Here is a 24,075-nt window from a genome sequence, read left to right on the forward strand (position 1 = left end):
ATTCCGGTATGGACCAACCTTTTCAGAAAATAAGCATTTTGAGCTGCGGCTGGCTGGGCAAGCCGCTGGCAATCGAGCTGCAACGCAGGGGCTACATAGTGAAAGGTGCCCGTACATCTGCCGAAGGCGTAAGAGATCTGAAAGAAGCAGGTATCGATGGGCATATCGTGGTATTGGGCAGCGCTCAACCGGAAGCGCCTGAAACATTCTGGGATGCAGATGTACTGGTGATCAATGTGCCACCCCGTAACCGGGAGAGAGGCGTACAGGCGCATATCCAGGAGATCAGGGCACTGCGTGAAAAGCTGGAGACCACGGCCATCAAAAAAGTGTTGTTCGTTAGCTCCACATCGGTATATGCGGATGTTAACGGCGTAGTAACGGAAACGGATATGGCAATGCCGGAAACTACCAATGGTGCTGCATTACGGGAGGTGGAGCAGTTGTTGCTGCAATCCCCGGTTTTCCGTACCACGGTACTTCGTTTCGGTGGACTGATCGGTTATGACCGGGTGCCTACCGCAGCCATATTACAATCGCAGCGCCGTAATAACGACGCACCGATGAATGTCATACACCGCGATGATTGTATCGCTATCATCTGTCAGTTGATAGAAAAAGAAATCTGGGGAGAAGTTTTTAATGCCTGTGCGAGTGCGCATCCGCCTCGGTATCAGTATTACACCGCTGCTGCAAAGGCTTTCGGGCTGGAGATGCCGGAGAAAAAACCATCTGCTGAACAGCCGGCTAAAATAGTAAGCTCAGATAAGCTGAAGCAGTGGCTCGGCTATGAATTTATCTACGATGATCCGTTAACGTTATTCCATGCTCCGCCAACCGGAGAGAAATAGTAAAATCCTGTAATACTATGACCCTGTTGTTCAAGAAGATGCTCTGCGCGGGTGTGATTGCGGTGTTTCCGCTGTTTATGGCAGCATTGATGACCTACCGTTTTCTGGACCCTATTCCTTTGTTGTACAATTGGTGGTTGGGCGCTATGTTTGTTTGGAGCGCCGTCTTTTACATGATGATTAGTCCGTTGTTTTACGGGAAATATCCCTTTGTTTTCAGGTGTCTTATTTGGGTAGGAATCCTTTGTTCTTTGGCAGGATGGGCGGCGTGGGGGTATTATTATCTGTATGCGCCAGCTGATGAAACGCTCTTGTATACTGGTTTTGATAGGGTTTTTATCAGGGTGAACGAATTTGTGTCAGTTGATAGTTGGTGTTGGAAGATGTATTAATTTAGCGAAACAATAATAATTTTTTGATCATGGAATTACAGCTGGTTTTAGCCAAATTGGATGTCCTGGATGAAAAAGTTGATCGCAGGTTCAATGCATTGGAAACACGTATTGGCTCACTGGAAACACGTATCGGCTCACTGGAGAATCGTATGGGTACATTGGAGAATCGCATGGGTTCAATGGAACGGCGCATGGATTCACTGGACCACCGAATGGATTCACTGGAAAAGAAAGTGGATTCTCTGGAAGCCAAAGTGGAGATGCGGTTTAGTGTGGTTGATCTTCGTTTCGAAGCGCTGGACTGTGTATTGAACACCATCCGGGAAGACATCGGGAAAATTGCGGAATGGGTACCCTTTCGTACGCCACCGTTAACACCCGTACTGGGCGGTTAACAGCTGATGGCTGCTCACATTGTTTACATGGAATCAATCGGGGCCCGGTGCTTTGGCACCCGGGCTTTTTTATTTGCCGTTCTTCCCGGCCGCTTGTTTTTTTGTCAGGTAAAAAGATTATATTGTATAGCTGTTTGATGCCAACGACAGCCATTTCTCTGATTTACCTAAACATCTAAACCTCAAGTAGCTGTGAACCTGCTATTCATAGGCGTTGTCGCCTTATCCCTATGGTTGCTGTACCTTCAGTATAAGAGCAACGCACGTAAAAGAAGCCGCTTACTGACACCGGTGCGGCCAGCCAGCATTCTGAAAATAAACAGTTATACCTCTTTCGGTATTATGGCCACGGTACAATTTAAAGATGATGCCTGTCCGCAATTGGGTGAGCGTATCCAGAAGGAGGGAAGCCTGTATAAGATCACCGGCGTGCTGCCGGAAAATGATCCTCAGCAGGAAAACCAGCAAAGAGTGTGGGACTGCCGTCTTGAAAAAATTTGATGGCCATGATTATTGCTTATTCGCCTGATCACGGAGATCAGAGCGAATAAGTGGTATGATGCTTCCATCAGTAAATGACTGTATATCAGAAAGCAGTGGTAAACCCTTACATTGCAGAATAGCAGCAGTTAATCCCCGCTCATATCTTCGCTATCAGACGAATCAGCAATAATCATGGCCATCACAGTTACGGTTTAAGGGCGGTGATATACTTGTCTACGTACGCCTCCTTTGTCTTGCTTTTGTACTGCATCACAAATCTGGGATGTTCCAGCGGAACTACCTTTTGGAAGAACTGTTCCTTTTTGTTCAGCGCTTCAAAGAAAGCGGCATTTTTGCCGGTGCCCATCACATAACAAACAGTGGTGTCTATGTCCCAGGTAAGCTGGGCACGGAGGTTTTCAATGATGAAAGGCGTCACCGCTTTGGTGAGGGCGGGGCTATCGTAATAGTTGTAGTTGATCTCCTTGCCGCCGGTTTGTTGTTTGGTAAAACCGAGCGGGCATACCGCGCTGATGTAGAATTTTTTGTAGAAGTCCTTCACACCGCCATAAGCATCGATCACATCGTACACAAACACAGATGATGGCTCATGTGTTTTGAAGCCATTGATGGTAATGCCGCATTTTTCAGCCATCCGTTTGGTATCGGTGAAAGGCACGCCGGTGGCGCCGGAGCCGAGGCGGCCGGGGTTGATGCCTAATATCATACGGCGCTGCGCGTGGTCGTTGTAATACTTCTTATAAAACTGTTCCATGATGCCGTTGATCTCCGGGTTTTCACGGAACGGGTTCATGATACGGATACCATCGGGAAGGTGGCCGTTGAATACAAGGTTTTTATTAAAGTCGATGATCTGGTCTGCGAATGTCATACGCCAAGATAGGACAGAATCCGCGAATATCCTGAAGGTTATACCAGCAGGCCGTGCGCGCTGATTTTCTCAAGGATGTCTTCTTCACGGTACGGCTTCATGATGTAGTCATTCAGGCCACTGTTCATATAGCTGGCCACATCATCATCCAGTATATTACCGGTAATGGCGATGATGGTGACGCCGGCCTTTTTCTTGTCGGGCAGCTGCCGTATCTGCTGTGTGAGGGCAATACCGTCCATGCCGGGAAGATCAATGTCAGTCAGGATCATATCAAACGATTCGCGGGCATAGATGGTCAGCGCCTCTTCGGCGGAGCCGGTGATCACGTGCGAAATGGCAAGCCTGTCCAGCAGGAGGGCCAGCAACTTTTGGTTCAGCACACTGTCTTCCACTACCAGTAGTCGGATGTGGGCAGGAGTGGCAGGGGTGTCGGGGGATTCGGTAGAATTGTTCACGGGCATGGTAATTTTAATGGTACCGGGTGTTTGTACAACAGCGGGATACCTTATTTCGAAATAGAACGTAGTGCCTTTTCCGGGTGTACTCTTCACTTCTATTTTCCCATCATGCAGGTCGATAATTTTTTTGGCGATATATAGTCCAAGGCCGCTACCTTTAGAGACGCCGTTGGGGCCTTGCGTGAAAGCGTCAAACAGGGTAGGGATTACTTCTGCCGGGATACCGTTGCCGGTATCTTTCACTGACACCTGTAACAGTTCCCCTTCACGCAGCCAGGCTGTTACGGTTATCTCGCCTTTGCTGGTGTATTTGATGGCATTGGCGATCAGGTTGATCAGCACCTGTTTCAGCCGGAACACGTCGCCATACACCTGTTGTGTAGTGGGGAAATAAATACAGGGCTGCAACCGGAGTGACTTGATGTTGGCCTGTACCTGTAAACTGGTGCAGACTTCCTCAATGGCGGTGCGGGGCGAAAACTTCTCCTGTTTCAGGGATGGTTTGCCGCCTTCCATCTGCGTATAATCGAGCACGTTATTGACCACCGACAACAACATCTCTGCTGAATTGCGGATGGCGGAAGTTGTTTCTCCGGGCTGTTCCCGCTCCAGCTGACTGGTATAGCCCAGCAAAGAGTGAATGGGTGTCCGTATCTCGTGGCTCATAGTAGAAGCAAACTCACTTTTCTGCCGCGCGTATTTCTCGGCCTGCTGTTTGGAACGGAGCAGGGCCAGATCGTATTTATAGAGCCGGATAATACCATAGATGATGATACCGGTCAGTAACAGTAACAACGGAATTTCCCAATACGTATGTTTGTCCATCGTATACAGGGAATTACCGATGTTCTGGCTCAGCACCCAGCGTTTTTTGTCTGTTTCCGCGACCATGTTTTTGCGCAGATTGGCCAGTACTTGTTGCAAGGCGTTAAACAATCGCTGGTTGGCCATCACAAGCGCATATTCCTTGCGGTTGAGGTTCGCATGGCTCTGCGCTGCCTGCCGCATGAACTGCTGGTAGCTTTGCTGCATCTTCTTCAGGTCTGCAGTAGAGATAACGCTGGTCTGACTGTCACTGGCTGCATCGCGTTTGATGACTTTTACTTCTTGTTTGGTTTGTACCGCTGCTCGGTTGGAAATAGCGTCCTTGATGCGACCGAACAATTTCCTTTTAGGCTTGACGGTAGCAGAAGAGGAGGTGATGATGGTATCTATCTGTTCCCGCTGGGGCAGTTTTATCTTTTTCAGTTCCTGTATCACCACCGGTGTTGCGGCGGTATCCCACTGTTGCGATAGTTGCAGCAGGGAGTCCACATACAGGCGGGTATGAAGGAATAGCTGGGTTTTGGCTTCCTTGTCGGCCAGTAGCCCCTGCACCTGTTTTTGTTTGGAGGCGGCGCCAATGGCGGTATCAATATGGGCACTCATTGACTCCAGCGAAGCCACATACGAGTGGAGGTAAGCCGGGTCGTAGGTGAGGGTGTAAAAACGAAAATCGTTGTCTGCTGCGTATAACAGCTGTACGGCCTGATCGATATGTCCGGCATCGGTTTTGGTGGCCACCAGGTCTCTCACGCCCGCACTCAGCTGATCTGACGCCCGCTTACGCAGAAATATGATCATAAAGAAGGTAACCAGGATGATTACCATCAAAATGACTATTGCAAACCGGAAAAAACTTTTTCTTTCGTAGGCGTTGTACATTATTGCATGGATTGGAAGTTGGCACGAAAGAGTGAATGGGACTCTCCGGCGCGGTGAAATTAACTCATTTTCCGTATCGGTGGTAAAAGCCACTTATGGCGAATATGTTGATGGGTATATGGTTTTAAATAATTGAAATATGCATTATGATTAGATATGTATTATTGATTTTTTAAATTCTATATTCAAGTAAATGTTATTTAAAGGTAATTTGTACTTTGCCGTTCTATTCTAAAACAATAATACTTTCGTGGACGATTATGAACTATTACGCATGGATAATAGCCCCGTTATGCAGCGGCATACTGGCAACTTCCGCCCAAACGCCCGCTCCGGATCCTGGTTACAAACTACTACATGAAAAGAATGTGATCGTAAACAGAAACTTCTACCTGTTTACATTGCTTGAATACCTGCCGGAGGTCAACAAGCTCCTGTTAAAAGACACCGGTATTCAGCGCTGGAACAACATCTTCCGGACCAGGCTGCAGTCTTCCCGCAATCCAATGGACATGCAACTTGACGATGCCACCGTTGCCCGTTTTAATACCTGCTGCATGCAAATGCTGCAACAACATCCGAGGGAGATGGGCATACTGCTGCAACACATGCGCCGCTCCGGCTTCTTCCAGTTGTATGCCGGTGAGCCGGACAGTACACTGCTCACGAAAGCATGGCAGGACGCCGCCAATGGGGTGAACTATATCCTCAGCGCCTATACGACTAACAAAGGCCTCCGGTATCCTAAAATTGACTCCGCTTCCTTTTATGTGGAAAGTCCTGCCTATAAACAGGCACTGACAAAATTATTGGTTTCCGTTGACCGCAATACATCACCCAACAGCCTGTTTTTCCAGTCACCATTGGCGGTGGCGATAGGATTACTGGTACTGAACAAACATGATGAATGTGCCCGGTACATGCCGCTGGAAGAAACTAACAGTGCTGCCTATACGAAAGTGAAATCGGTCAACTGGGATAAATACACCTACTCGGCACTGCTCATTCCTGGTGCAGGCCCGGGTGATACAGACTCTATCAGCGATGCCGGTAAAAGCCGCTGCCGCATTGGTGCGGATATGTACCACGATGGGAAAGCTCCTTTTATCATCGTTTCCGGCGGGCACGTACATCCGTTTGGAACACCTTACGCAGAAGCGATGGAGATGAAAAAATATATGGTCAGGGAACTAAAGGTACCGGCCGATGCGATTATTGTTGAGCCTCACGCGCGGCATACCACCACCAACCTCCGCAACGCTGTCCGCATAGCATGGAAAAGCGGCATGCCCCTGCAAAAAAGAATATTGTGCGTATCTGATGCATTACAATTATATTACGTGGCCAGCCCTGTTTTTACTAAACGCTGCCAGGAGGAACTAAACTATCTGCCAGGGGCAGATATTCAGCAGGCTGACCTGAACTTTTTATCCTTTATGCCTGACCTGAAGTCGCTGCAGGCAAATTCCCTGGACCCGCTCGATCCCTGATCGCGGGATACAGATGTACAATGGTGAATCGTCTTACTTGTTATTCATAAAACACACTACCTCATGTACACTATCCTTGGTGCCGGTGGCGTAATCGCCAATGAACTGGCCAAAGAACTGGTAAAAAACGGAAAACAGGTGCGCCTCGTGAGCCGCTCCCCACAATCTATTGCCGGCATCACCGATTTGGTGGCTGCTGACATCACCGACGCTGCACAAACCCGCCGCGCGGTAGCCGGCGCTACTGTCGTGTTTCTCACGGCAGGACTGAAATATGACCATAAACTCTGGGGGGTAACATGGCCCCGCATCATGACCAATGTTATCGATGCTTGCAAAGCTGAAGGAGCTAAACTGATCTTCTTCGATAACGTATACCCTTACGGGTTAGTCAACGGCCCGATGACAGAAACCACCCCCTATAACCCCATCAGCAAAAAAGGAAAAATACGGGCAGCTATCGCCACCCAGCTGATGGACGAAGTGAAAGCCGGCCGTATCACTGCCACTATCGCGAGGGCAGCAGATTTCTACGGGCCTGGCGCCGACAAAACAGGTTTCCTCAATTTGCTGATCATCGACAAATTTAAGAAGAAGAGTTCCGCCATGTGGCTGGGCAAAGACAACGTCACCCATAGCTACACCTTCACCCCGGATGCCGGCAAAGGGCTCTATCTGCTCTCCCAGGACGATTCCTCCTGGAACCAGGTATGGCATCTGCCCACTACTAATCCAGCTCCGGATGGTAAAGGATATATGGAAATGATTGCCCGCCAGATGGGCGTAAAACCGAAATACATGAAGCTGAACAGCTTTCTCATCGCTATTTCCGGCCTGTTCGATTCCACCATCCGCGAACTGAGAGAAATGTTGTATCAAAGCAACTACCCCTATATTTTCGATTCCTCCAAATTTGAAAAACACTTTAAGGTGAAGCCTACTTCCTATGAAGAAGGTGTCAGACTTACCCTGCAATATGAATAGTCTACAAAATTTGTAGGAAATAAATTTGGTGGTTTGAATTTGTGTCCTATCTTTGCACCAGTTCTTTTAATCGCTTATCAAGAAAGGAGGAGGGAAATGGCCCGACGATACCTTAGCAACCTTCATCACGGCACTGATGAAAGGTGCTGCATCCATCCCGGTGAAGCCGGGAAAGATAAGTATCTACATTTAGAAATTTATTGATTTTCATATTTAGATATTTAAAATGCAGCGAAGAATGCCATTTCTTCGCTGCATTTTTTTTTAAATCACTAAATTCTAAAATTCCCAAATCCCAAAATTGATTGGCGCTGCATTGAACTTGTTTATTCATTTTTTCATCAAACTAAAAAACAAGTACAGATGAGCACTATCACATCACTGATCCATTCTATTCCCGTAGATCCGCAAACAGGCGCAATCGCTGTTCCTATCTACCAGACATCTACTTTCGTACAGGAGGCTCCCGGTGTAAACAAAGGATATGACTATGCCCGGTCCAATAATCCCACCCGCGAAACAGCAGAGAAAATCATCGCCGGCCTTGAAGGAGGAGCAGCTGCTTCTGCCTTCGCCAGCGGACTGGCGGCCATAGACGCAGTCATCAAACTGCTGAAAGCCGGAGATGAAATTGTTGCTGTAGATGATATCTATGGCGGCGCTTTCCGCCTCTTTCATAAAGTGTATGAAAAATTCGGTATCAAGGTACACTATGTAGATACTGCCGATACGCAGGCAGTATTCCAGGCCATCACACCGGCTACGCGCCTGATATGGCTGGAAACACCTACCAATCCGACACTGAAGATTTCTGATATTGCGGCCATCAGCCGTATCGCCAAAGCAAGTAACTGTCTGCTTTGTGTGGACAATACTTTTGCTTCACCGGTGCTGCAGCAGCCGCTGGCACTCGGAGCCGATCTGGTCATTCACAGCGCCACCAAATACCTGGGCGGCCACAGCGACCTGATCGCCGGTGTGGTGGTGTCTAAAACGCCGCAACTGGGAGAGGAGATTAAATTTTATCAGAATGCCTGTGGCGCTATCCTGTCACCGTTCGACAGCTTCCTGCTGATACGCGGCATCGAAACGCTGCACCTGCGTATCCGTCAGCACGTGGCTTCTGCACAGGTTATTGCCGAATACCTGGAGCAACATCCGGCGGTGGATAAAGTGTTTTATCCCGGGTTGCCTTCCCATCCGGGCCATGAACTGGCCAAACAACAAAGCAAAGGCTTTGGCGGCATCATCTCTTTCTCGCTGAAAGATGACCGCGAAGAGGCAGCTACCGCTTTTGTGACATCTACCCACTATTTTAAACTCGCCGAGAGCCTGGGTGGTATTAAAAGCCTGTTGAGTCACCCCGCTACAATGACCCATAAATCCATTCCGGCAGAAAAAAGAAAAGCTGCCGGTGTGAGCGACAGCCTGGTACGTTTATCTGTAGGTCTGGAAGAACCGGCCGACCTGCTCGCCGATCTGGAACAGGCCTTTACACGCTTACCGCAGCCCGCTTTGGCAGAAACCGGGTTACCAGCATAGCTGCTACGTTGTCTCCCGTCGCGTTTAAAATGGTGGCCAGCGGATCTACCAATGTGCCGATCACCATCAGCGGCGGGAGCGCCTCCGGAGGGAAACCATATACGGACATCACCAACAGTTCCCCTATATAACCACCGTTGGGGATACCACCTTCCACAATGCTTACGATCACGGTGATACCCAGCGCCATCACAATGACGTTGACACTGTCGAAACCCTTGCCAAACATGGCAAAAACAACCGCCATCTTGATGATGGAGCTGATGCTGGAACCATCTTTATGCAGTGTTGCGCCCAGAGGGACGACCACATTGCCAACAGATGCCGGTACACCCATTTTGTGTACCGCTTCCAGGTTGGCCGGAATAGTAGCGATACTGCTACCGGTACCTACAGCCGTGAGGGTAGGAATGATATTGTTTTTCCAGAAAATCTTTACCCCTTTGAGACCGCCGGCCACAAAGGCATAGAAGCTGAAGCCAACAAGAAAATAAATGATGCCGAAGCCATAATAGATACCCAGTGAGTGAGCATAGGTGCCAAACAGCTGTGGGCCCACGGTGCCCACCTGGTAAGCGAAATATGCGCCCAGTCCCACCGGGCCCGCCTTCATCAACAATGTCAACAGGTCTTTCATGACCTCATTGCCCGAATGCAGGAAACGCCGGAAAGAGGCGCCCCGTTCTCCCGCCCGCATGGCGGCCATGCCGGTCAATACGGAAAAGATAATGAACGGTAACATGTTCTTACGGGAAAGCAGTTCGTAAAATTCGCTGACGGTCAGCAACCGCGTCAGCTGGTCGCCAAAAGTACCAACACTTTCATGACCGGTGACAGGTGTCAGCACCACTTTCTGATGAATAGGAAACATCCACACGGCCACAATGGTCAGGAAAGCTGCAATCAGCAGTGTGCTGAGAAATACCAGCGACATCACGCCCAATACTTTCCCCAGCCGGTGCGAGGCATCAATATGTGCGATAGCAGATGCAATCGCAAAAAATACCAGCGGTATGACAGCCGTAAATAACAGGTTGAGAAAAATATCACCAATCGGTTTGATCACTTCCACCTTTGGCCCCAATAGCCCCCCGACTATGGAACCTGCGATAATTCCGCCCAGCAGCAGGAATATACCGCGATAATTTTTGAGGACTTCCATGTATGGAAATTTATTTCTTCCCGAAAGCTAGTACATTTCATGCATATTATTAAATCCGAATGTTAAGCTGAGATTTGTATGAATAACAACGTTGTCGTCTATACGGATATCGGCAACACAGAATTAAAATCGCTCCTGTCTTCGTTATCAGGGGAATCAGTAGTAATCATGTCCATCATAGTTAACATTTTAGCGCTCCCGGTTGTTACACTATCAAACCAACATCGTCCATATGAAATGTTTGTTACTGGGTTTATTATTACCGTTGTGTTTTCTTGCCCAGAAAAAGTACTACACCATAGGAGAAGTATTGAAAAACGCACGGCAGTTGAGCTACGACAGTACAACGGTAAAAATCCGGGGATACATTACCAAAAAGGTCGGTAAAACCACCTATCTGCTGGAAGACCGTACGGCAGAGATCCGCGTGGATATTGCAGATAAATTCCTGCCTGGCAAACCGTTCAATGACAGGGATGAAGTGATCGTGGAAGCCTGGGTACAATATGAAATTAACAAGCCGGTCACCCTGACGGCTAACCGGCCTGTAACGCATGATTAGAACCAGATGGTAGATTACAATATTTTGAACACAAAGCTGTAGATGCTCTTGATGCTGGCCGCGATCACGATGATGGACACCGCCATCATGATGGTTTTGGCAGAAATTTTATTGGACACTTTGGCGGCAATGGGAGAAGCCACAGCACTGCCAATGACCAGTCCGAGTACCGCGTCCCAATGAACATGCGATAGCGCCGCCACAAAGGTGAGGGAGCTAAGCATGGCGATAAAAAAGCGGGTAGCCTTTACCGTGCCCAGTGAAAAACGGGGATGCCTGCGGCCCGCAATGAGGGATGACAGGACGATAGAGCCCCATCCGCCACCGCCGATGGCATCGATGAAGCCACCGCCAAAGCCCAGTAATCCGATACGTTTTATTTTTTTTCCGGCATGTTGCGCACGTTGTGCCTGAATGGCCCTTTTGAAAATAATGGAACCCAGTATCAGGGTGTACAACGACACCACCGGTTTGGTATACATCGAATAATGTTCGAGGGAGGAGAGGAGGTAGGCGCCGATCACCGCGCCGGTAATGCCCGGGATGATCAGTATTTTAAACAGCTTTTTGTTGACATTGCCCATTTTGAAGTGCATCCATCCGGCGATGCCGTTGCTCAGGATTTCCGATATATGCACCGCCGTGCTGGCCGATGCGGGCGGGATGCCCATACTAAGGGAAAAAGTGGTGGAGGTAATGCCGTAAGACATGCCAATGGCGCCGTCAATCATGGCAAACAGGAAACCTGCCGCCAGAAAATAGTAAAAAGTAGGCGGTACATCCTCTACATGTACCCTGAACTCCGGCACTAGGTACCAGACCAGGGCAAGCGCTGTTGTCAGGAACAGAATGCCTATCAACCAATAAATCCATCGCTGCTTTTTTACTGCGGCGGTATCGCCGCCAGTCACCGCCCCGCTAACCAGCAGGGGCTTCAGTGCCGCTTCGTCCGCGGGTACTGTGGTGACTATTGTAGTTGTTTGTTTCTCCATTTTTAAACAATGAGCCAGCCTAAATTTGTCCACAAAATACATAAACTCTATGAAATTAGTAGACTACTATGTGAAATTTTTTTTCATGCCACAAAGGTGCAAAGCAGTAAAACGCACAAAGGGCAATATCAGCGGGCAAAGCAAACAAAGGAGCGGAAGCCTGATTTTGATCTCCCCTCCGTTGTTTGCTGATGAATCCTGAGAAAATCTTTGCGCGCTTTGCTGTTTTGCGCCTTTGCGGGAACCCTTCCTGCGAGAAAAACGGACGCATAAAAATTGATTTACCTATATTTGGGGTTGCGAACCAATTACCACATTCATGCTTTTGCAGGTTTTTCTGACTTGTTTTTTAGTTTTATTAAATGGATTTTTTGTAGCGGCGGAATTTGCCATCGTGAAAGTACGTTCTTCACAGATCAACAGCAAAGGCGGCCTGAACAGGGCCACGACAGCGGCCAAACATATCCTGAGCAATCTTGACGGCTACCTGGCGGCCACCCAGCTGGGCATCACCCTGGCCTCCCTCGGCCTGGGCTGGGTAGGCGAATCAGTGGTGACCACCCTGATCCTGCGGCTGATGGACGCTTTGAACATCCGGATGACGGAAAGCACAGCGCACAACATCGCCATCCCGGTAGCTTTTCTGACCATTACCATACTGCACATCGTTTTCGGTGAACTGGCGCCTAAATCCATGGCCATCCGGAAACCGCTGCCCACCACACTGGCAGTGGCCCTGCCGCTACGGTTCTTTTTCGTCATCTTCCGGCCGTTTATCTGGCTGCTCAATGGCCTGGCCAATAGTATCCTCCGCATGATCGGTTTAACACCTGTAGGGGAGTCTGAAATTCACTCTGAAGAGGAACTGAAACTCATTATCTCAGAAAGCCAGGAAGGTGGTGCTATCGAAGAAACCGAACGCGAACTGATCCAGAACGTGTTTGAGTTCGATGACAGCCGTGTAAAAGAAATCCTGACCCACCGGAAAGACATCTCTGCGCTCGATATCAGCAAACCCTTTCAGGAACTGATCGACCAGGTGATCAAAGATGGTTATTCCCGTTACCCGGTATATAATAGCACCCTCGATGAACTGAAGGGCGTTATTTACACGAAAGACCTGGTAAAAGGCGTCCTCGAAAAAACGCTGACCAACATACAGGACATCCTCAAACCCTGCTTCTACGTGCCGGACAGCATGAAGATCAAGGACCTGCTCCGTACTTTCCAGAGCCAGCGCCTCCAAATGGCGGTGGTGACCAACGAATTCGGCGACACGGAAGGTATCGTTACCATGGAAGATATCCTCGAAGAACTGGTAGGTGATATCCAGGATGAACATGACCAGGAAACCCCTATCGTGGAGAAAAAGGACGAAAACACCTACCTGGTGGACGCCCATGAATACCTTGCGGATATCAATGAACTGTTGCCGGTGCCACTCCCGGAAAGTGAACATTATGAAACACTCTCCGGTTTAATCAACTATATCCACGGCAACATTCCGAGAGAAGGAGAGGTGCTGGTCATTGACAATTATGAAGTACTGATCCTTAAGATGTTCAGAAGCTCTGTTGAGAAAGCGCGTTTAAAGTTGCTCCGATAAAATATTGCCATATGGAAAAGAAAATCCTGCATGTTATTGAAGGCCGGGAAAAACATATTACAGAAACAGAAGTGGTAAGGCAACCGCTGCCTTCTATGCAGTTCCGTTTTGCCAGTCCGTTTATTGTGCTGCACCATATGCCGGCAAAATACTACGAGCCGGGTGCTCCGGCGGAAAGGCTGCATCCGCATCCCCACCGCGGCTTTTCACCGGTAACTTTTATGCTGCAGGGACAGGGTTATCACCGCGACAATGCAGGTAATGCGATGACCGTTACCGCAGGTGACGTACAATGGATGTTTGCCGGCAAAGGTATCCTCCATAGTGAAGGCCCTTCTGAAGATTTTCTCCGTAAAGGCGGCAACTATGAATTGCTGCAGCTGTGGTTCAATGCTCCTGCTGCCCGTAAAGGCGACGACCCCTACTATCAATATGTAAAAGGCGAAGACATGCCTCCCGTGGCCCAGGCCGACGGAGTTCAGCTGACGCTCGTCAGCGGTAACTATGAAGGCAAAACCGGTCCGCTGCAAAACTTCACGCCCATTATTGCGGTCTGGGGCTCCATACAGGCCGGAAAATCCGCCACCCTCAAAGCTACGCCAGGCTACTGGACACTGCTATATGTGGTGGACGGACAACTAACGGTCAATGGTACTGCGGTCAACGGCTATCACCTCGTAATATTTGACAAAGACGATGCCGGGGAAGACATACAGATCACCTGCGGAGAAACAGCCCGCATACTTTATCTCTGCGCAGAACCGATCAATGAACCGGTAGCGGCCAAAGACAATTATGTCATGAATACCGCTACAGAAGTGGACCAGGCCATCGCGGACTACAAAAATGGTCTCTTCGGTACCCTGGAAGCGTAATGAACGTACAGTCATTCCTGTTACAACGTAAAGGAAATATCCTGGAGCGCATAAAAAAAGCCCTGACATCGTCAGGGCAAAAGGTCACATTACATGATCATGTCTTTTTTGCCGGAACTATCTTTTTGATGTTTCTTCATCTCTTTCTTTTCTTTCTTTGCTTTACGCGCAGGACTGATAGTGTCTCTCGCCTTCGGAGGGAATGTATCCTGTAATAGTTCCTGATAACCGGTCTGTTTCACCAGCTCATCCTGATTCGTGGGATTGGCCTGCACAGTATGGTCAGTGTTGCTCTGGAACAGAAAGAATGCAATCAATACGATCATGAGTCCGATTGTAGCAGGAAGATTCTTCATAAAACCTGTTTTTGTCAGCAAACAGATGACCAATATCATGCTGGAATTTTAAACGGTCCGTACAGAAAGACATAAGCCATTGAGAATAGCATCCTTGTGAAAAGGGTCTGTAATACGCTTGCAGCGGCTGATCCCGGCCATAGTGTGGATTTTGGCCGTCATTCAGGGGAAGGGTAGTGACAATGACGGAGCTGCTATATTGTTATCTGTGGGAAATCAGGCACTAAGGCACTGCATTTGTGGCACATTCTGTATTACTCACCTCAAAATACGGGTTATGAAAACTACAAGAAGTGAAAATACCCATCAGAGCAAGCAGATGCCTTTGAGCAATATGCCCAAACCTGAAATCAGAGATAACCTTGACAGCCGTAAAAATGAAGAACAGGATTTTAAAGGTTCAGATACAACCCACAATCGCAAGGAACATAAATCATCGAAACATAAAAGGTAGCTTATGAAATATATACAGTACCTGTTGACCGGCTTTTGTTTACTGTTGATGATGACTGCCTGCAATAACCTGAGAAAACAAAAGAAAGATCATGGCAGAGGTCCTGCTACAGCGCCTCCTGCGGAGAATAAAGTCAATTTCAGCATGGACACTGTCTTCCGGGATTATCGTTTCAGTGTTTTTACCCGGGGGGATGCTTCCATGCGTAATCTCTTCATCAGTATTGGGTCTGTGAAGGATACTATCCATGCTGATACTATCGTGGAAAAGGATGTGATTGGGTTTGTTTCCGGTGTGACGGTCTCTGATCTGGATGGTGACGGGCAACCGGAGCTATATGTATTCAGTACTTCTGCAGGCACCGATCAGTATGGAAAAGTGTATGGTTTTGCGATAGTACCAAAAGGAGCGGTGAAAATCAATACTGCTGCGCTGGACAGCCTGTCCGGCAATGACTATAAAGGCCGCGATTCTTTCTATGTGCAGGGCAAAGAACTGGTACGCTCTTATCCCGCCATGCAGGAGGGCCAGGAGGACGTGCTGGCAACAGATACCCGTAAAACGATCCGTTATCATCTGGTGAAATCCGGTAACGCCTATACGCTCAAAAGCCAATAAAAACTTGATTTACGGATTTTGGAATTTTTTGATTTTCAAATTTTGATAGAAATGATCAGTCAGCATAACATGATCTTCGAATGCAAATCCCTAAATCAGAAAATCCCAAAATCCGTAAAATGTTTAATTATCTGTGATAGAAGATACTGTTTTCGCTCCAGCGGGCATAAAAGTTTGCCAGCGCCTTCTCAAATTCACGGTAGTTCTTATTGGCAGGTAATGTCCAGCCGTCTTCTGCATAAGCGGCAAGGCGGGGATATACTTTTTCTTCCATGGACATTTCATCCGGTATCCATTCTCCCCACATCTGGCAACCGGTGCCCAGAATTTTGCTGTGGTATTTTGCATCCAGCCCTGCGGGGATGGGGTCGAAGGCATATGCCTTTTCCAGCGGTATCTGCTCGTAATTGTAGTCCAGGTAAGTAGCGGCATGGTAGGAATTGACAACATCATATCCTTTTGATACCGCATCGTTGATCAGTTTAAGTTCGCCTTTCCAGAAATGCACGATGGTGCCGGGGGCCAGCTGCGTAGTGCTGACGTCTTTATTGTCATTGTACTCATGCAGTTTGGCGCCCATGATCTCGTTCCAGCCCATCATGCGGCGTTGTTTGCCGGCAAGGTAGGCAGAGATGGCATTGGTGAAATAAATCTGAAGATCGGCTGGAGTAGCCAGTTGATTCGCTTTCATATATGCCTGTACACCGGCATCGGCTTTCCATTGGTCGTATTTCACTTCGTCGCCGCCGATATGGATCACTTTGGAAGGGAAGAGCTGCATTACTTCATCTAGTACATCATGCAGGAAGGTGACTACCTTGGGATCAGCTACGTTGTATACATCGTAGTGCACGCCAAATTTCCCTGGTACTTTGATAGGTGTATGTTGCGTGCCCAGCCAGGGATAGGAGGCGATGGCAGCTGCAGAGTGGCCAGGCATCTCTATTTCGGGAATAATGGTGATGTGACGGGCGGTGGCATAGGCAATGATGTCCCGGATCTGGTCCTGTGTATAAAAGCCATCATGCGGTTTGCCGTCATATACGGTGCTGTTCCAGCTGCCGGTCTGCGTAGAATCGCGGTGACCGCCTACTTTGGTCAGCAGGGGATATTTTTTGATCTCTATCCGCCAGCCCTGATCATCGGTCAGGTGCCAGTGGAAGGTATTCATTTTCAGTGCGGCCATCTCATCCAACAGCTTTTTAACGGCGGCAGCCCCTTTAAAGTGGCGTCCTTCGTCCAGCATAAAAGAGCGCCAGCCAAAGCGGGGCTTATCTTTTACTTCAACACCGGAAATAGTGAAACCGTTGGTCTCATTGTAGCGGATGAGCTGTTGCAGGGATTGTATACCATAAAATATTCCGGCATTGGAAGCTGCGGTGATGGTGGCGCCGGCAGGTGTCACTTTCAGGAGATAGCCTTCTTTACCAAGGGTAGAGTCCAGCTTTGCATTGAGTGATAAACGGATATAGTTGTTCTGGGCGGCAGGTTGTAACGGAAGCTTCAGGTGGATACGGTTGTTAAAAGCTTCCTGGAGGTATTTAGCCTCTCCGGCACTATTGCCACCTACGATGGCGGTAGTACCGGAGAGTTTGAAAACGCCGGTGGTAGCGGTTACCTGCGTTGGTTGCGGTATTAGGCGTTGTGCCTGCAACTTTTTGGCAGTCACGGCCAGCAGCAGGCAACTACTGATGACCATGGATTGAAATCTGAGCATATATGCATTTTATTGTTCACAAATCTAACGAACGATAAAATACAAAAAAAATCTCATATTTAAATACTTCAGGCCACTTCTACTTTTTCCCGGGAGATGGCGATATCGGTAATCGCCTCGGAATAGAATACCGGCGGTACATGGCCAAGTGGCATCAGGCAGTCATCGGTTTCTTTATCCGGGTTTCTGGACCAGCGTTGCCGCACCTTGGTTTTATCTACAAAATAAAGGGTGCCCAGCTTGTACCGGAAACCTTCTTCTTTATAAATGCTGCTCATTTCCACGATTACTTCCAGCTGATTTTCGTCATCTGTTTTGTGGTAGGTGTATACATATTTGCCTTCCGCGCCCTCCGTGAGTTTCCAGCCTTTTTGTTCCATGTGTTTATTGAGCAGCGTGCTTTCGAGGGCAATATCCTCAAAATCATGCACCAGCGTGGTATCGGCCTGCTGCGGTGGAATAGCTGCCACAGGCCTGTCCAGTTGCGGGAATACGGCTTCAATGCCGTCTTCGGCAAAGCGCTGTTTCCATTGGGAGATCGCTTCGCTGCTGAGATACAGCGGATGCAGCACCCGGATGGAAGCGCCGGCCGGAATGGTGACCGGCTGGCCCTGGAGGTCAGTCAGACTGCTATTGCCGTGGCACTGGAAACCGGTGATCAGCTGGTCCTGCGCGTCATACAGGGCCCACAGTAACCGGGTGGCATATACGAACATGATCGGGTGATGCAGAAAACACTGTTGCCATTGTGCCGGTTCCCATTTGCGTTGCACTACCAGGAAGTGTTCGAGCCTGGCGGTTTGCAACTTCACGGTTTCGGTTATTGCTTTGCCCAGTTGTTTGATCCCTTCTTTTGTTTCGGCCGAAATGGCGACCGGAACGGATTTCAGCTTCCGTTGCCTGTTATTGATAACGGCAAGTTTGAACTGCTGGTCGATATATAAATGATAGATATCGCCTTTTACATCAAAAGGCAGGAGCATGTCTTTAAAGCCAAAGTCAGGGATGATACGGTCGCCCAGTTCATGCATGCTGATGCCCAGTTCGGCTGCAGCCTGCTGCATGCCGGCTAACGCGGCCGCCCCTACGTTGGATTTACGGACACGGTATTTGCGGGACAGGAACTCTACCGTACGCAGTGCCTGTTTGCTGCCATGCATGGCCAGTGCGGCCACGCCATGTTCGGCCATGCGCAGTCTTTTTTCACCGATCCACTGGTAAACAGCCTGTTCGAGGGTCCTGGCCAGCTGATCGTCGCCGGTAAGGCCAGCCAGTGCCAGCAGGTATTTCGCTTTAGCGTCGCCATTGCGCGATAGATACAGTTGGAAAAGCTGCATCGCGAAATCGCCGCTGCGGGTACGGTCTATCAATCGCAATAGCGGCCTGGCCTCCATATCGGTGACCATTTCTTTCACGCGCGACATACGGTAAAGGAGAAAACGCGTCATGTCCTGCGTGAGGGCGGTACCGTTGAGCAGGTATGCAGGTGGCAGTATACTGTCGTCCAGCCATTTTTCGAGCGGGCGGTTAAGTTTGTTTCTCTTTTTGGCAAAGGTCACCAACTGTTGTGCAGTGGTGGTATCGTCTTCACCTTCAAAAGTATGGCCCAGTGTTTCCAGCATCAGGTCACGGGCGTCATCATTGATTTCCTGCTGAAGTGCCTGTTGCAACAGCCGTTTGGCTTCGGGTGTATCGAGCCTGCAAAGTATCTGCGCGGCGGTAAGCCTTTGTTCTGCTTTCTTATGCTGTAGCAGTTCTCCGGCGCGTTCGAGTGCCTGCGGATGATCTGCCAGGATAACAGCAACGAGCGTACGTACGGATTTCAGTTTGTGCAGGGTGAAGTCCCAAAGTCTTTCGGCATACAATGATGCGTCCAGCTGTGTGAGCAGCGGGAAAATATATTTGGCTTCGTAATCGTTGTCAATGGCTTTGAGCAGCAAGGGAACTGCCTGATTGCCCAGTTCCTGCTGTACCAGCTGAAACACTTCCGGATGCAGGTATTTCCTTTCGTCCAGGTGGGTGTCGAGATAGCGGAGCGCCTGTGGCCTCTCCTGGGAAAGTAACTGTCCCACTGCTATTACATCGGGTGCGGGCATCGTGGAGGCGCTTCCCATGGCCATCTGCTGCTGGCGGAATGCCTGGCTGGTCATACTGCTGTTGTATTCCTGCAGGTAGGCATAGGCGGCTTTCAATAACAGCGGTTGATATTGCGTTGGTTGATATTGGGTCAGCAGATAATACCCACACAGTTGCGCAGTGTAGTCGGGCAGCGTGGCCAGATGGGCCACTGATTTTTCTATCAGTGGCTGATATTTGTCGGTATTGATCTGTAGCAGTACCCGCGACAGTTCCACGTTGACAAAACCTTTGTCCGGTTGGGCGAGGACATACTCGAGGTATTCCATTTCGCGTTCCGGATGTCCTTTGGACAGGAGCCGGAAAAAGAGGGAGTTCCATCCCTGTTCTTTCCAGGTACGGAGGTAGGCATCAACAGTCTGCCATTCAGCGCTCTTGATCAGGTCCTGGAGGAACTTGCGCAGTGGTGTGAATTTCAGCGGCGTCAGGTCGAAGTTGTTACCGTCGCCGGAGTAGATGATCAGGATAGAACCAATGTCTTCAGTACTGCAGCCTCTCTGTTGCAGGTAGCTGGTAAAGTAACTGAAGCGCATGACGATGGCGGATGCGGAACCGGGTGTGTCCAGCATCGGCACTACTTGTTGAAGGAACCTGTCCCTGCACTGCTGCCAGACGAGGGGATCTGCGAGCAGTTGTAATACCAGCCGGTCATTGTCATCCCATTGGTCGGGCAGTTTCAGCAGCTGTACAAAGACGCCCATTTCGCGGGCGATCGTTGCATCGGTGCATACAGGTGGTTGAATGGTTTGTCCGGTAAGGAAAGCTACCCCATCCTGCAGCTGCGCATAATGGCCGCTGTCTTCATAAAGCTGTTGCTGTCGTTCGATAAAAGGTAGTATAGTTTCCTTAGTATATGGCATAAGGCTTAAATAGGTTCTTTATTTTTTCAGGACAATTTCCTCTCGGGCAGCCCATTGGGCGATGTCCTGTTTGCTCAGCGCCATGGCCATCATATCCGGGAATTTGTCTGGTGTGCAGGCAAATACCGGGATACCAAGACCGGCAAGGAACTGTGCATTTTCATGATCATATGAGGGGGCGCCTTCATCATTGAGGGCCAGTAATACCACTACCTGGACGCCACTGGCGGCCAGGTCGGTAAAGCGTTTGCGCATGCCGGCTTCATCGCCGCCTTCAAACAGGTCGGTGATGACTACCAGCACGGTATCTGCCGGTCTTGTGATCAGCTGCTGGCAATATTGCAGGGCGAGGTGAATATCGGTACCACCGCCCAGTTGTACGCCAAACAGCAGTTCCACAGGGTCCTGCAGTTCCTCCGTCAGATCGGCGACGGCGGTGTCAAAAACCACCATCTTCGTTTGTACGGCAGGGATAGAGGCCATCACCGCGCCGAAGATGCCGGAATACACTACAGAGGTGCCCATGGAGCCGCTCTGGTCCAGGCATAACACCACATCTTTCAGCGCCGACCTTTTACGGCCATATCCGATCAGTGTTTCCGGTATCACTGTTTTATACTGCGGTTGATAATGTTGTAAGTTTTTTCGGATGGTCAGGTCCCAGTTGATTTCCTGGTGACGGGGCCGCCGGTTGCGTATGCTCCTGTTCAAACTGCCGGTAATGGCCTGTTGCATGGGCTGCGACAGTTTTTTGAGCAGCTCGTCCACCACCTTTTTCACCACCTGTCTGGCGGTGTCTTTGGTTTTCTCCGGTATCACACGGCTGAGCGTCATCAGGGTGGCTACCAGATGTACATCGGGTTCCACGTTTTGCAGCATTTCCTTTTCCAGCAGCATGGAGGTGAGGTCCAGTCGTTTGAGGGCGTCTTTTTGCATCACCTGTACTACGGAAGAAGGGAAATAGCTGCGGATATCGCCCAGCCAACGGCTGACATTGGGCGATGATGCACCCAGTCCGCCTTTGCGGTTGCTGTCGTAAAGGGCTTCCAGCGTTTTGTCTACCTGAAGGTCGTTTTTGTTGAGGGTAAAACCTGTACCGTCATTGTTATCGCCTCCCAGGATCAGCCGCCACCGTCGTATGTTTTCTTCCATTATTCTGCCTGGTTTTCAGGGTGAAAAAATCCTAACATCCGCATCACCACCGGGATGCCGAGTGCCGCCCGCATATCGTCTATGCCGCTGGCCACGGTGGTTTGCACCGGACCATTGCTGGTACCTGTTCTCACTTTTTCCCCCAGTTTTTTCCTTTCCGGGGCGGTAAAGTTAGAAAAGGTGCGGCGTAATAATGGCAATATCTGCATGAAAATATCATTTTCCAACTGTCCTACCCAGCTGCACACCATATTCCAGAGGGTATCGTCGAGCAGCAGGAGGGTGCCGCTACCTTTGAGGAACCCTTCCAGCCAGGCTGCTGCTACGGCTGGTGCGTTGGCTACGGACATGGCTATGCTGAAGCGGCTGAAAAGAGTTTCGCTGTCCAGTATTTTAAAGTCAAACAGGAGGCGGGAGGCATAGCCGGCTATCACCGGGGCCGACTGACTATTGGCGGAAATAGCCTGCAAAGTGCCTGTCCACGCAGTGGTCAGGTCCGGATGCTGCAACAGGTTGATGGCATCGTTCATGGCCTGAAACTGCTGCAGGAGTTCCAGCGCGGCATCTTCTCCGACGGCGGTACAGGCGGCAGGTAGACTGATACATACCCGGCTGATCATGCTTTCCACGATGTTCATCACGAGGTCTGCATCTGTTTTGCGCACGTTGCCATAGCGGGTGATGTTCACCAGCGAAGGCACCACTTCCAGCAGTTGCAGTACGTCGCCGGCGGCAGCGGCGAGGTTGTTGATACGAAGTATCAGTGCGTCCACCACTTTGGGTAGTTCTGCCGGCAGGGCGGATTCCAGCATCTGGCAAACTTCCCGGAGGGTAGCTGTTTTGCCGGATACGTCCAGGATGTATTGGGTCACGGCTTCCAGGACGGTATTGCCCCAGCTGCCTTTTTCAATGATGTCTACAGAAAATGAGGGGTCCCATTGCAGGCGCCATTGTTCCTTAAAGGTGCCTTTGCCGGAAGTCTCCTGACGATCACCCCAGCGGATGCCCAGCAGTTCCAGCCTATGCAGGAAGATGCTGCGCTCCAGGTCCGTGTCTTTACGGAGGTCCAGTACATAATCTTTAAAGTCCGCCGTTTGCGGCAGCCGCAGTTTTTTCTGCAGCCGCTCAATATCGGCTTGCAGCGGCGGTTTGGGAATATCTGAAGGTACCTGCCCGATGCGGTTGCTTACGATCAGCTCATCCCGTATCAGCTGCATCAGCACCTCTTCGCCGTTGCATAAGATGCTGAGGGTGGCTTCGTTGAGCTCTTCGAGGCCGGGGCGGGAATACTGCCGCAGGGATGCCAGCGCATTGGCCAGCCGCACTGCTTCCAGCACGTGTGCCACGGAAGTGTCTTTCTGCTGTTCGCGGAATAGTTTGGCTACCAGCGCCATCCAGCGGGTGCCGTCATCGGCGGGGTGGTCCCAGACATGCTGGTACCATCCGGGCGAGGGCACACCGGCGCCATAACCGCTTTCGTAACTCAAACGGCTATACGTCCATGGTATCCAGGTACAATCTATTTTAACTTTAGGCAGCCCTTTCAACAGATCGTTGTCTGTTTTCTGGGTGGGCATGTTTTTAAGGGCGGGCGCATGCCAGGCGCCGCATATCACCGCTATGCGGGTGAACATTTCCTTCTCCGCCTGACGGATCATTTTACGCATCCAGGCTTCCCGCAGTTGTTCCATGCGGCTGTCGCGGGAGGGCAGTTCCTCACGCAAGGCTTCCATGGCGTCGCTCACGGCGTCGAATACCTGATCATCTTCCTGCCGGTATTCAAACATATGCTCCCACCATCTTTCACCATCGTCATGCCCTGCGGCTTGTGCGAGGTAGGCGATAGGATCGTGCCGGAAAGTGGCCTGCGTTAGCAGTTGGGCCGGAAGATCTTCATCCTCCTCGTCAGATACGGCCACGAGGTCGCCGGTTTCTTCAGGCAGGGGAGTAGCTTTGGCGGCGGACAGTTCCGGCACAGGGCCATCTGTTTCGATGGGGTGCTCTGCTGCTTCCTGTTGCCGGAGCGCTGCTTCAGCGGCGGCCCGCTTTTCCTTCTCGATGGCAAATACATGTGTCAGCGGCAGGTCCATAAACCGCACGGGGATATGCTGCCGTTGCGCATAACCGAGCGCCTGCCATTCGGGAGAGTATTCGGCGAACGGATAAAAGCAGGAGTGCTGCGGGTTATCGGGCTGGTACACCAGTATGGCCACTGGTGGTTTCAACGCTTCATGGCTGGCCCACGGAAGGATGCTATCAGCTTCCGGCGGGCCTTCCACCAGCACAATATCGGGTTGCAGTGCCTCCAGGAAATTTTTGACGTTCCTGGCGGAGCCGGGCCCATGGTGCCGGATTCCTAGTATATGAACAGACATGATTACATGGTTA

The 24,075-nt window shown here is 50.0% G+C and carries 22 protein-coding genes and 1 riboswitch; of the genes, 12 read left to right on the forward strand and 10 right to left on the reverse strand.

The genetic code is table 11. The features are described from left to right. The first annotated feature begins 8 nt into the window (after window positions 1–8). From HHL17_RS15350 to HHL17_RS15365, 4 genes are all read left to right on the forward strand, one after another. Window positions 9–851 (forward strand): SDR family oxidoreductase, encoded by an 843-nt coding sequence (locus HHL17_RS15350; RefSeq protein WP_169225567.1) that lies wholly within the window; start codon window positions 9–11, stop codon window positions 849–851. A gap of 17 nt (window positions 852–868) precedes the next feature. Then, window positions 869–1,243, forward strand: a complete 375-nt coding sequence (locus tag HHL17_RS15355) for a hypothetical protein (protein ID WP_169225568.1) — start codon at window positions 869–871, stop codon at window positions 1,241–1,243. A gap of 29 nt (window positions 1,244–1,272) precedes the next feature. After that, a complete protein-coding gene (locus tag HHL17_RS15360; protein ID WP_169225569.1) occupies window positions 1,273–1,641 on the forward strand; it encodes a hypothetical protein in 369 nt (122 codons plus the stop codon). Between the two features lie 192 nt (window positions 1,642–1,833). Beyond that, entirely contained in the window at window positions 1,834–2,142 is a 309-nt protein-coding gene (locus HHL17_RS15365) for a hypothetical protein (RefSeq protein ID WP_169225570.1), read from the forward strand. Between the two features lie 187 nt (window positions 2,143–2,329). On the opposite strand, the gene HHL17_RS15370 is transcribed toward HHL17_RS15365, so the two are convergent. Both HHL17_RS15370 and HHL17_RS15375 read right to left on the reverse strand, forming a co-directional pair. Continuing rightward, entirely contained in the window at window positions 2,330–3,016 is a 687-nt protein-coding gene (locus tag HHL17_RS15370) for a uracil-DNA glycosylase family protein (protein ID WP_169225571.1), read from the reverse strand. Between the two features lie 38 nt (window positions 3,017–3,054). Then, entirely contained in the window at window positions 3,055–5,127 is a 2,073-nt protein-coding gene (locus HHL17_RS15375) for an ATP-binding protein (RefSeq protein ID WP_169225572.1), read from the reverse strand. A 314-nt stretch (window positions 5,128–5,441) separates the two neighbouring features. Here HHL17_RS15375 and HHL17_RS15380 point away from each other — a divergent pair, with 314 nt between their 5' ends. The 3 genes from HHL17_RS15380 to HHL17_RS15390 all read left to right on the forward strand — a co-directional run bounded on the left by HHL17_RS15380 (window position 5,442) and on the right by HHL17_RS15390 (window position 9,197). Continuing rightward, window positions 5,442–6,671 (forward strand): YdcF family protein, encoded by a 1,230-nt coding sequence (locus tag HHL17_RS15380; RefSeq protein WP_169225573.1) that lies wholly within the window; start codon window positions 5,442–5,444, stop codon window positions 6,669–6,671. 63 nt (window positions 6,672–6,734) lie between these two features. After that, a complete protein-coding gene (locus HHL17_RS15385) occupies window positions 6,735–7,655 on the forward strand; it encodes an NAD-dependent epimerase/dehydratase family protein (protein WP_169225574.1) in 921 nt (306 codons plus the stop codon). Between the two features lie 71 nt (window positions 7,656–7,726). Then, window positions 7,727–7,837: riboswitch (SAM riboswitch) on the forward strand. 181 nt (window positions 7,838–8,018) lie between these two features. Beyond that, a complete protein-coding gene (locus tag HHL17_RS15390) occupies window positions 8,019–9,197 on the forward strand; it encodes a trans-sulfuration enzyme family protein (protein ID WP_169225575.1) in 1,179 nt (392 codons plus the stop codon). Here HHL17_RS15390 and HHL17_RS15395 read toward each other — a convergent pair. After that, on the reverse strand, window positions 9,148–10,359 hold the full coding sequence (locus tag HHL17_RS15395) for a dicarboxylate/amino acid:cation symporter (RefSeq protein ID WP_169225576.1): 1,212 nt from the start codon (window positions 10,357–10,359) through the stop codon (window positions 9,148–9,150). The genes HHL17_RS15390 and HHL17_RS15395 overlap by 50 nt on opposite strands. A gap of 232 nt (window positions 10,360–10,591) precedes the next feature. Here HHL17_RS15395 and HHL17_RS15400 point away from each other — a divergent pair, with 232 nt between their 5' ends. After that, on the forward strand, window positions 10,592–10,921 hold the full coding sequence (locus HHL17_RS15400; protein ID WP_169225577.1) for a NirD/YgiW/YdeI family stress tolerance protein: 330 nt from the start codon (window positions 10,592–10,594) through the stop codon (window positions 10,919–10,921). A 14-nt stretch (window positions 10,922–10,935) separates the two neighbouring features. On the opposite strand, the gene HHL17_RS15405 is transcribed toward HHL17_RS15400, so the two are convergent. Further along, window positions 10,936–11,913 carry a sulfite exporter TauE/SafE family protein gene (locus HHL17_RS15405; protein WP_206155995.1) on the reverse strand — a complete coding sequence of 326 codons (978 nt, stop codon included), beginning with the start codon at window positions 11,911–11,913 and terminating at the stop codon, window positions 10,936–10,938. Window positions 11,914–11,968: 55 nt separating this feature from the next. Beyond that, entirely contained in the window at window positions 11,969–12,184 is a 216-nt protein-coding gene (locus tag HHL17_RS15410) for a hypothetical protein (protein ID WP_169225579.1), read from the reverse strand. 48 nt (window positions 12,185–12,232) lie between these two features. Here HHL17_RS15410 and HHL17_RS15415 point away from each other — a divergent pair, with 48 nt between their 5' ends. Together HHL17_RS15415 and HHL17_RS15420 are read left to right on the forward strand one after the other, a co-directional pair. Beyond that, the gene (locus HHL17_RS15415; RefSeq protein ID WP_169225580.1) at window positions 12,233–13,519 is read left to right on the forward strand and encodes a hemolysin family protein; all 1,287 of its coding nucleotides are present in this window, start codon (window positions 12,233–12,235) and stop codon (window positions 13,517–13,519) included. An 11-nt stretch (window positions 13,520–13,530) separates the two neighbouring features. Beyond that, a complete protein-coding gene (locus HHL17_RS15420) occupies window positions 13,531–14,394 on the forward strand; it encodes a pirin family protein (protein WP_169225581.1) in 864 nt (287 codons plus the stop codon). 89 nt (window positions 14,395–14,483) lie between these two features. Here HHL17_RS15420 and HHL17_RS15425 read toward each other — a convergent pair whose 3' ends face one another. Beyond that, entirely contained in the window at window positions 14,484–14,750 is a 267-nt protein-coding gene (locus HHL17_RS15425; RefSeq protein ID WP_169225582.1) for a hypothetical protein, read from the reverse strand. A 277-nt stretch (window positions 14,751–15,027) separates the two neighbouring features. On the opposite strand from HHL17_RS15425, the gene HHL17_RS15430 reads away from it, so the two are divergent. Together HHL17_RS15430 and HHL17_RS15435 are read left to right on the forward strand one after the other, a co-directional pair. After that, entirely contained in the window at window positions 15,028–15,204 is a 177-nt protein-coding gene (locus HHL17_RS15430; protein ID WP_169222782.1) for a hypothetical protein, read from the forward strand. A gap of 3 nt (window positions 15,205–15,207) precedes the next feature. Beyond that, window positions 15,208–15,822 (forward strand): FG-GAP repeat protein, encoded by a 615-nt coding sequence (locus HHL17_RS15435; RefSeq protein ID WP_169225583.1) that lies wholly within the window; start codon window positions 15,208–15,210, stop codon window positions 15,820–15,822. A 127-nt stretch (window positions 15,823–15,949) separates the two neighbouring features. Here the strand turns inward: HHL17_RS15435 and HHL17_RS15440 are convergent, their stop codons facing one another. From HHL17_RS15440 to HHL17_RS15455, 4 genes are all read right to left on the reverse strand, one after another. Next, entirely contained in the window at window positions 15,950–17,539 is a 1,590-nt protein-coding gene (locus HHL17_RS15440; protein WP_169225584.1) for a beta-N-acetylhexosaminidase, read from the reverse strand. A gap of 68 nt (window positions 17,540–17,607) precedes the next feature. Beyond that, on the reverse strand, window positions 17,608–20,535 hold the full coding sequence (locus HHL17_RS15445; protein ID WP_169225585.1) for a DUF4132 domain-containing protein: 2,928 nt from the start codon (window positions 20,533–20,535) through the stop codon (window positions 17,608–17,610). An 18-nt stretch (window positions 20,536–20,553) separates the two neighbouring features. After that, window positions 20,554–21,687: a VWA domain-containing protein gene (locus tag HHL17_RS15450; RefSeq protein ID WP_169225586.1), complete on the reverse strand. Its 1,134-nt coding sequence runs from the start codon at window positions 21,685–21,687 to the stop codon at window positions 20,554–20,556. Continuing rightward, on the reverse strand, window positions 21,687–24,062 hold the full coding sequence (locus HHL17_RS15455) for a DUF5682 family protein (protein WP_169225587.1): 2,376 nt from the start codon (window positions 24,060–24,062) through the stop codon (window positions 21,687–21,689). Before HHL17_RS15455 ends, HHL17_RS15450 begins: the two co-directional genes overlap by 1 nt. Window positions 24,063–24,075 lie beyond the last annotated feature (13 nt).

Origin of the sequence: Chitinophaga fulva (assembly GCF_012927205.1) — a bacterium.
GTDB classification, from domain to species: domain Bacteria; phylum Bacteroidota; class Bacteroidia; order Chitinophagales; family Chitinophagaceae; genus Chitinophaga; species Chitinophaga fulva.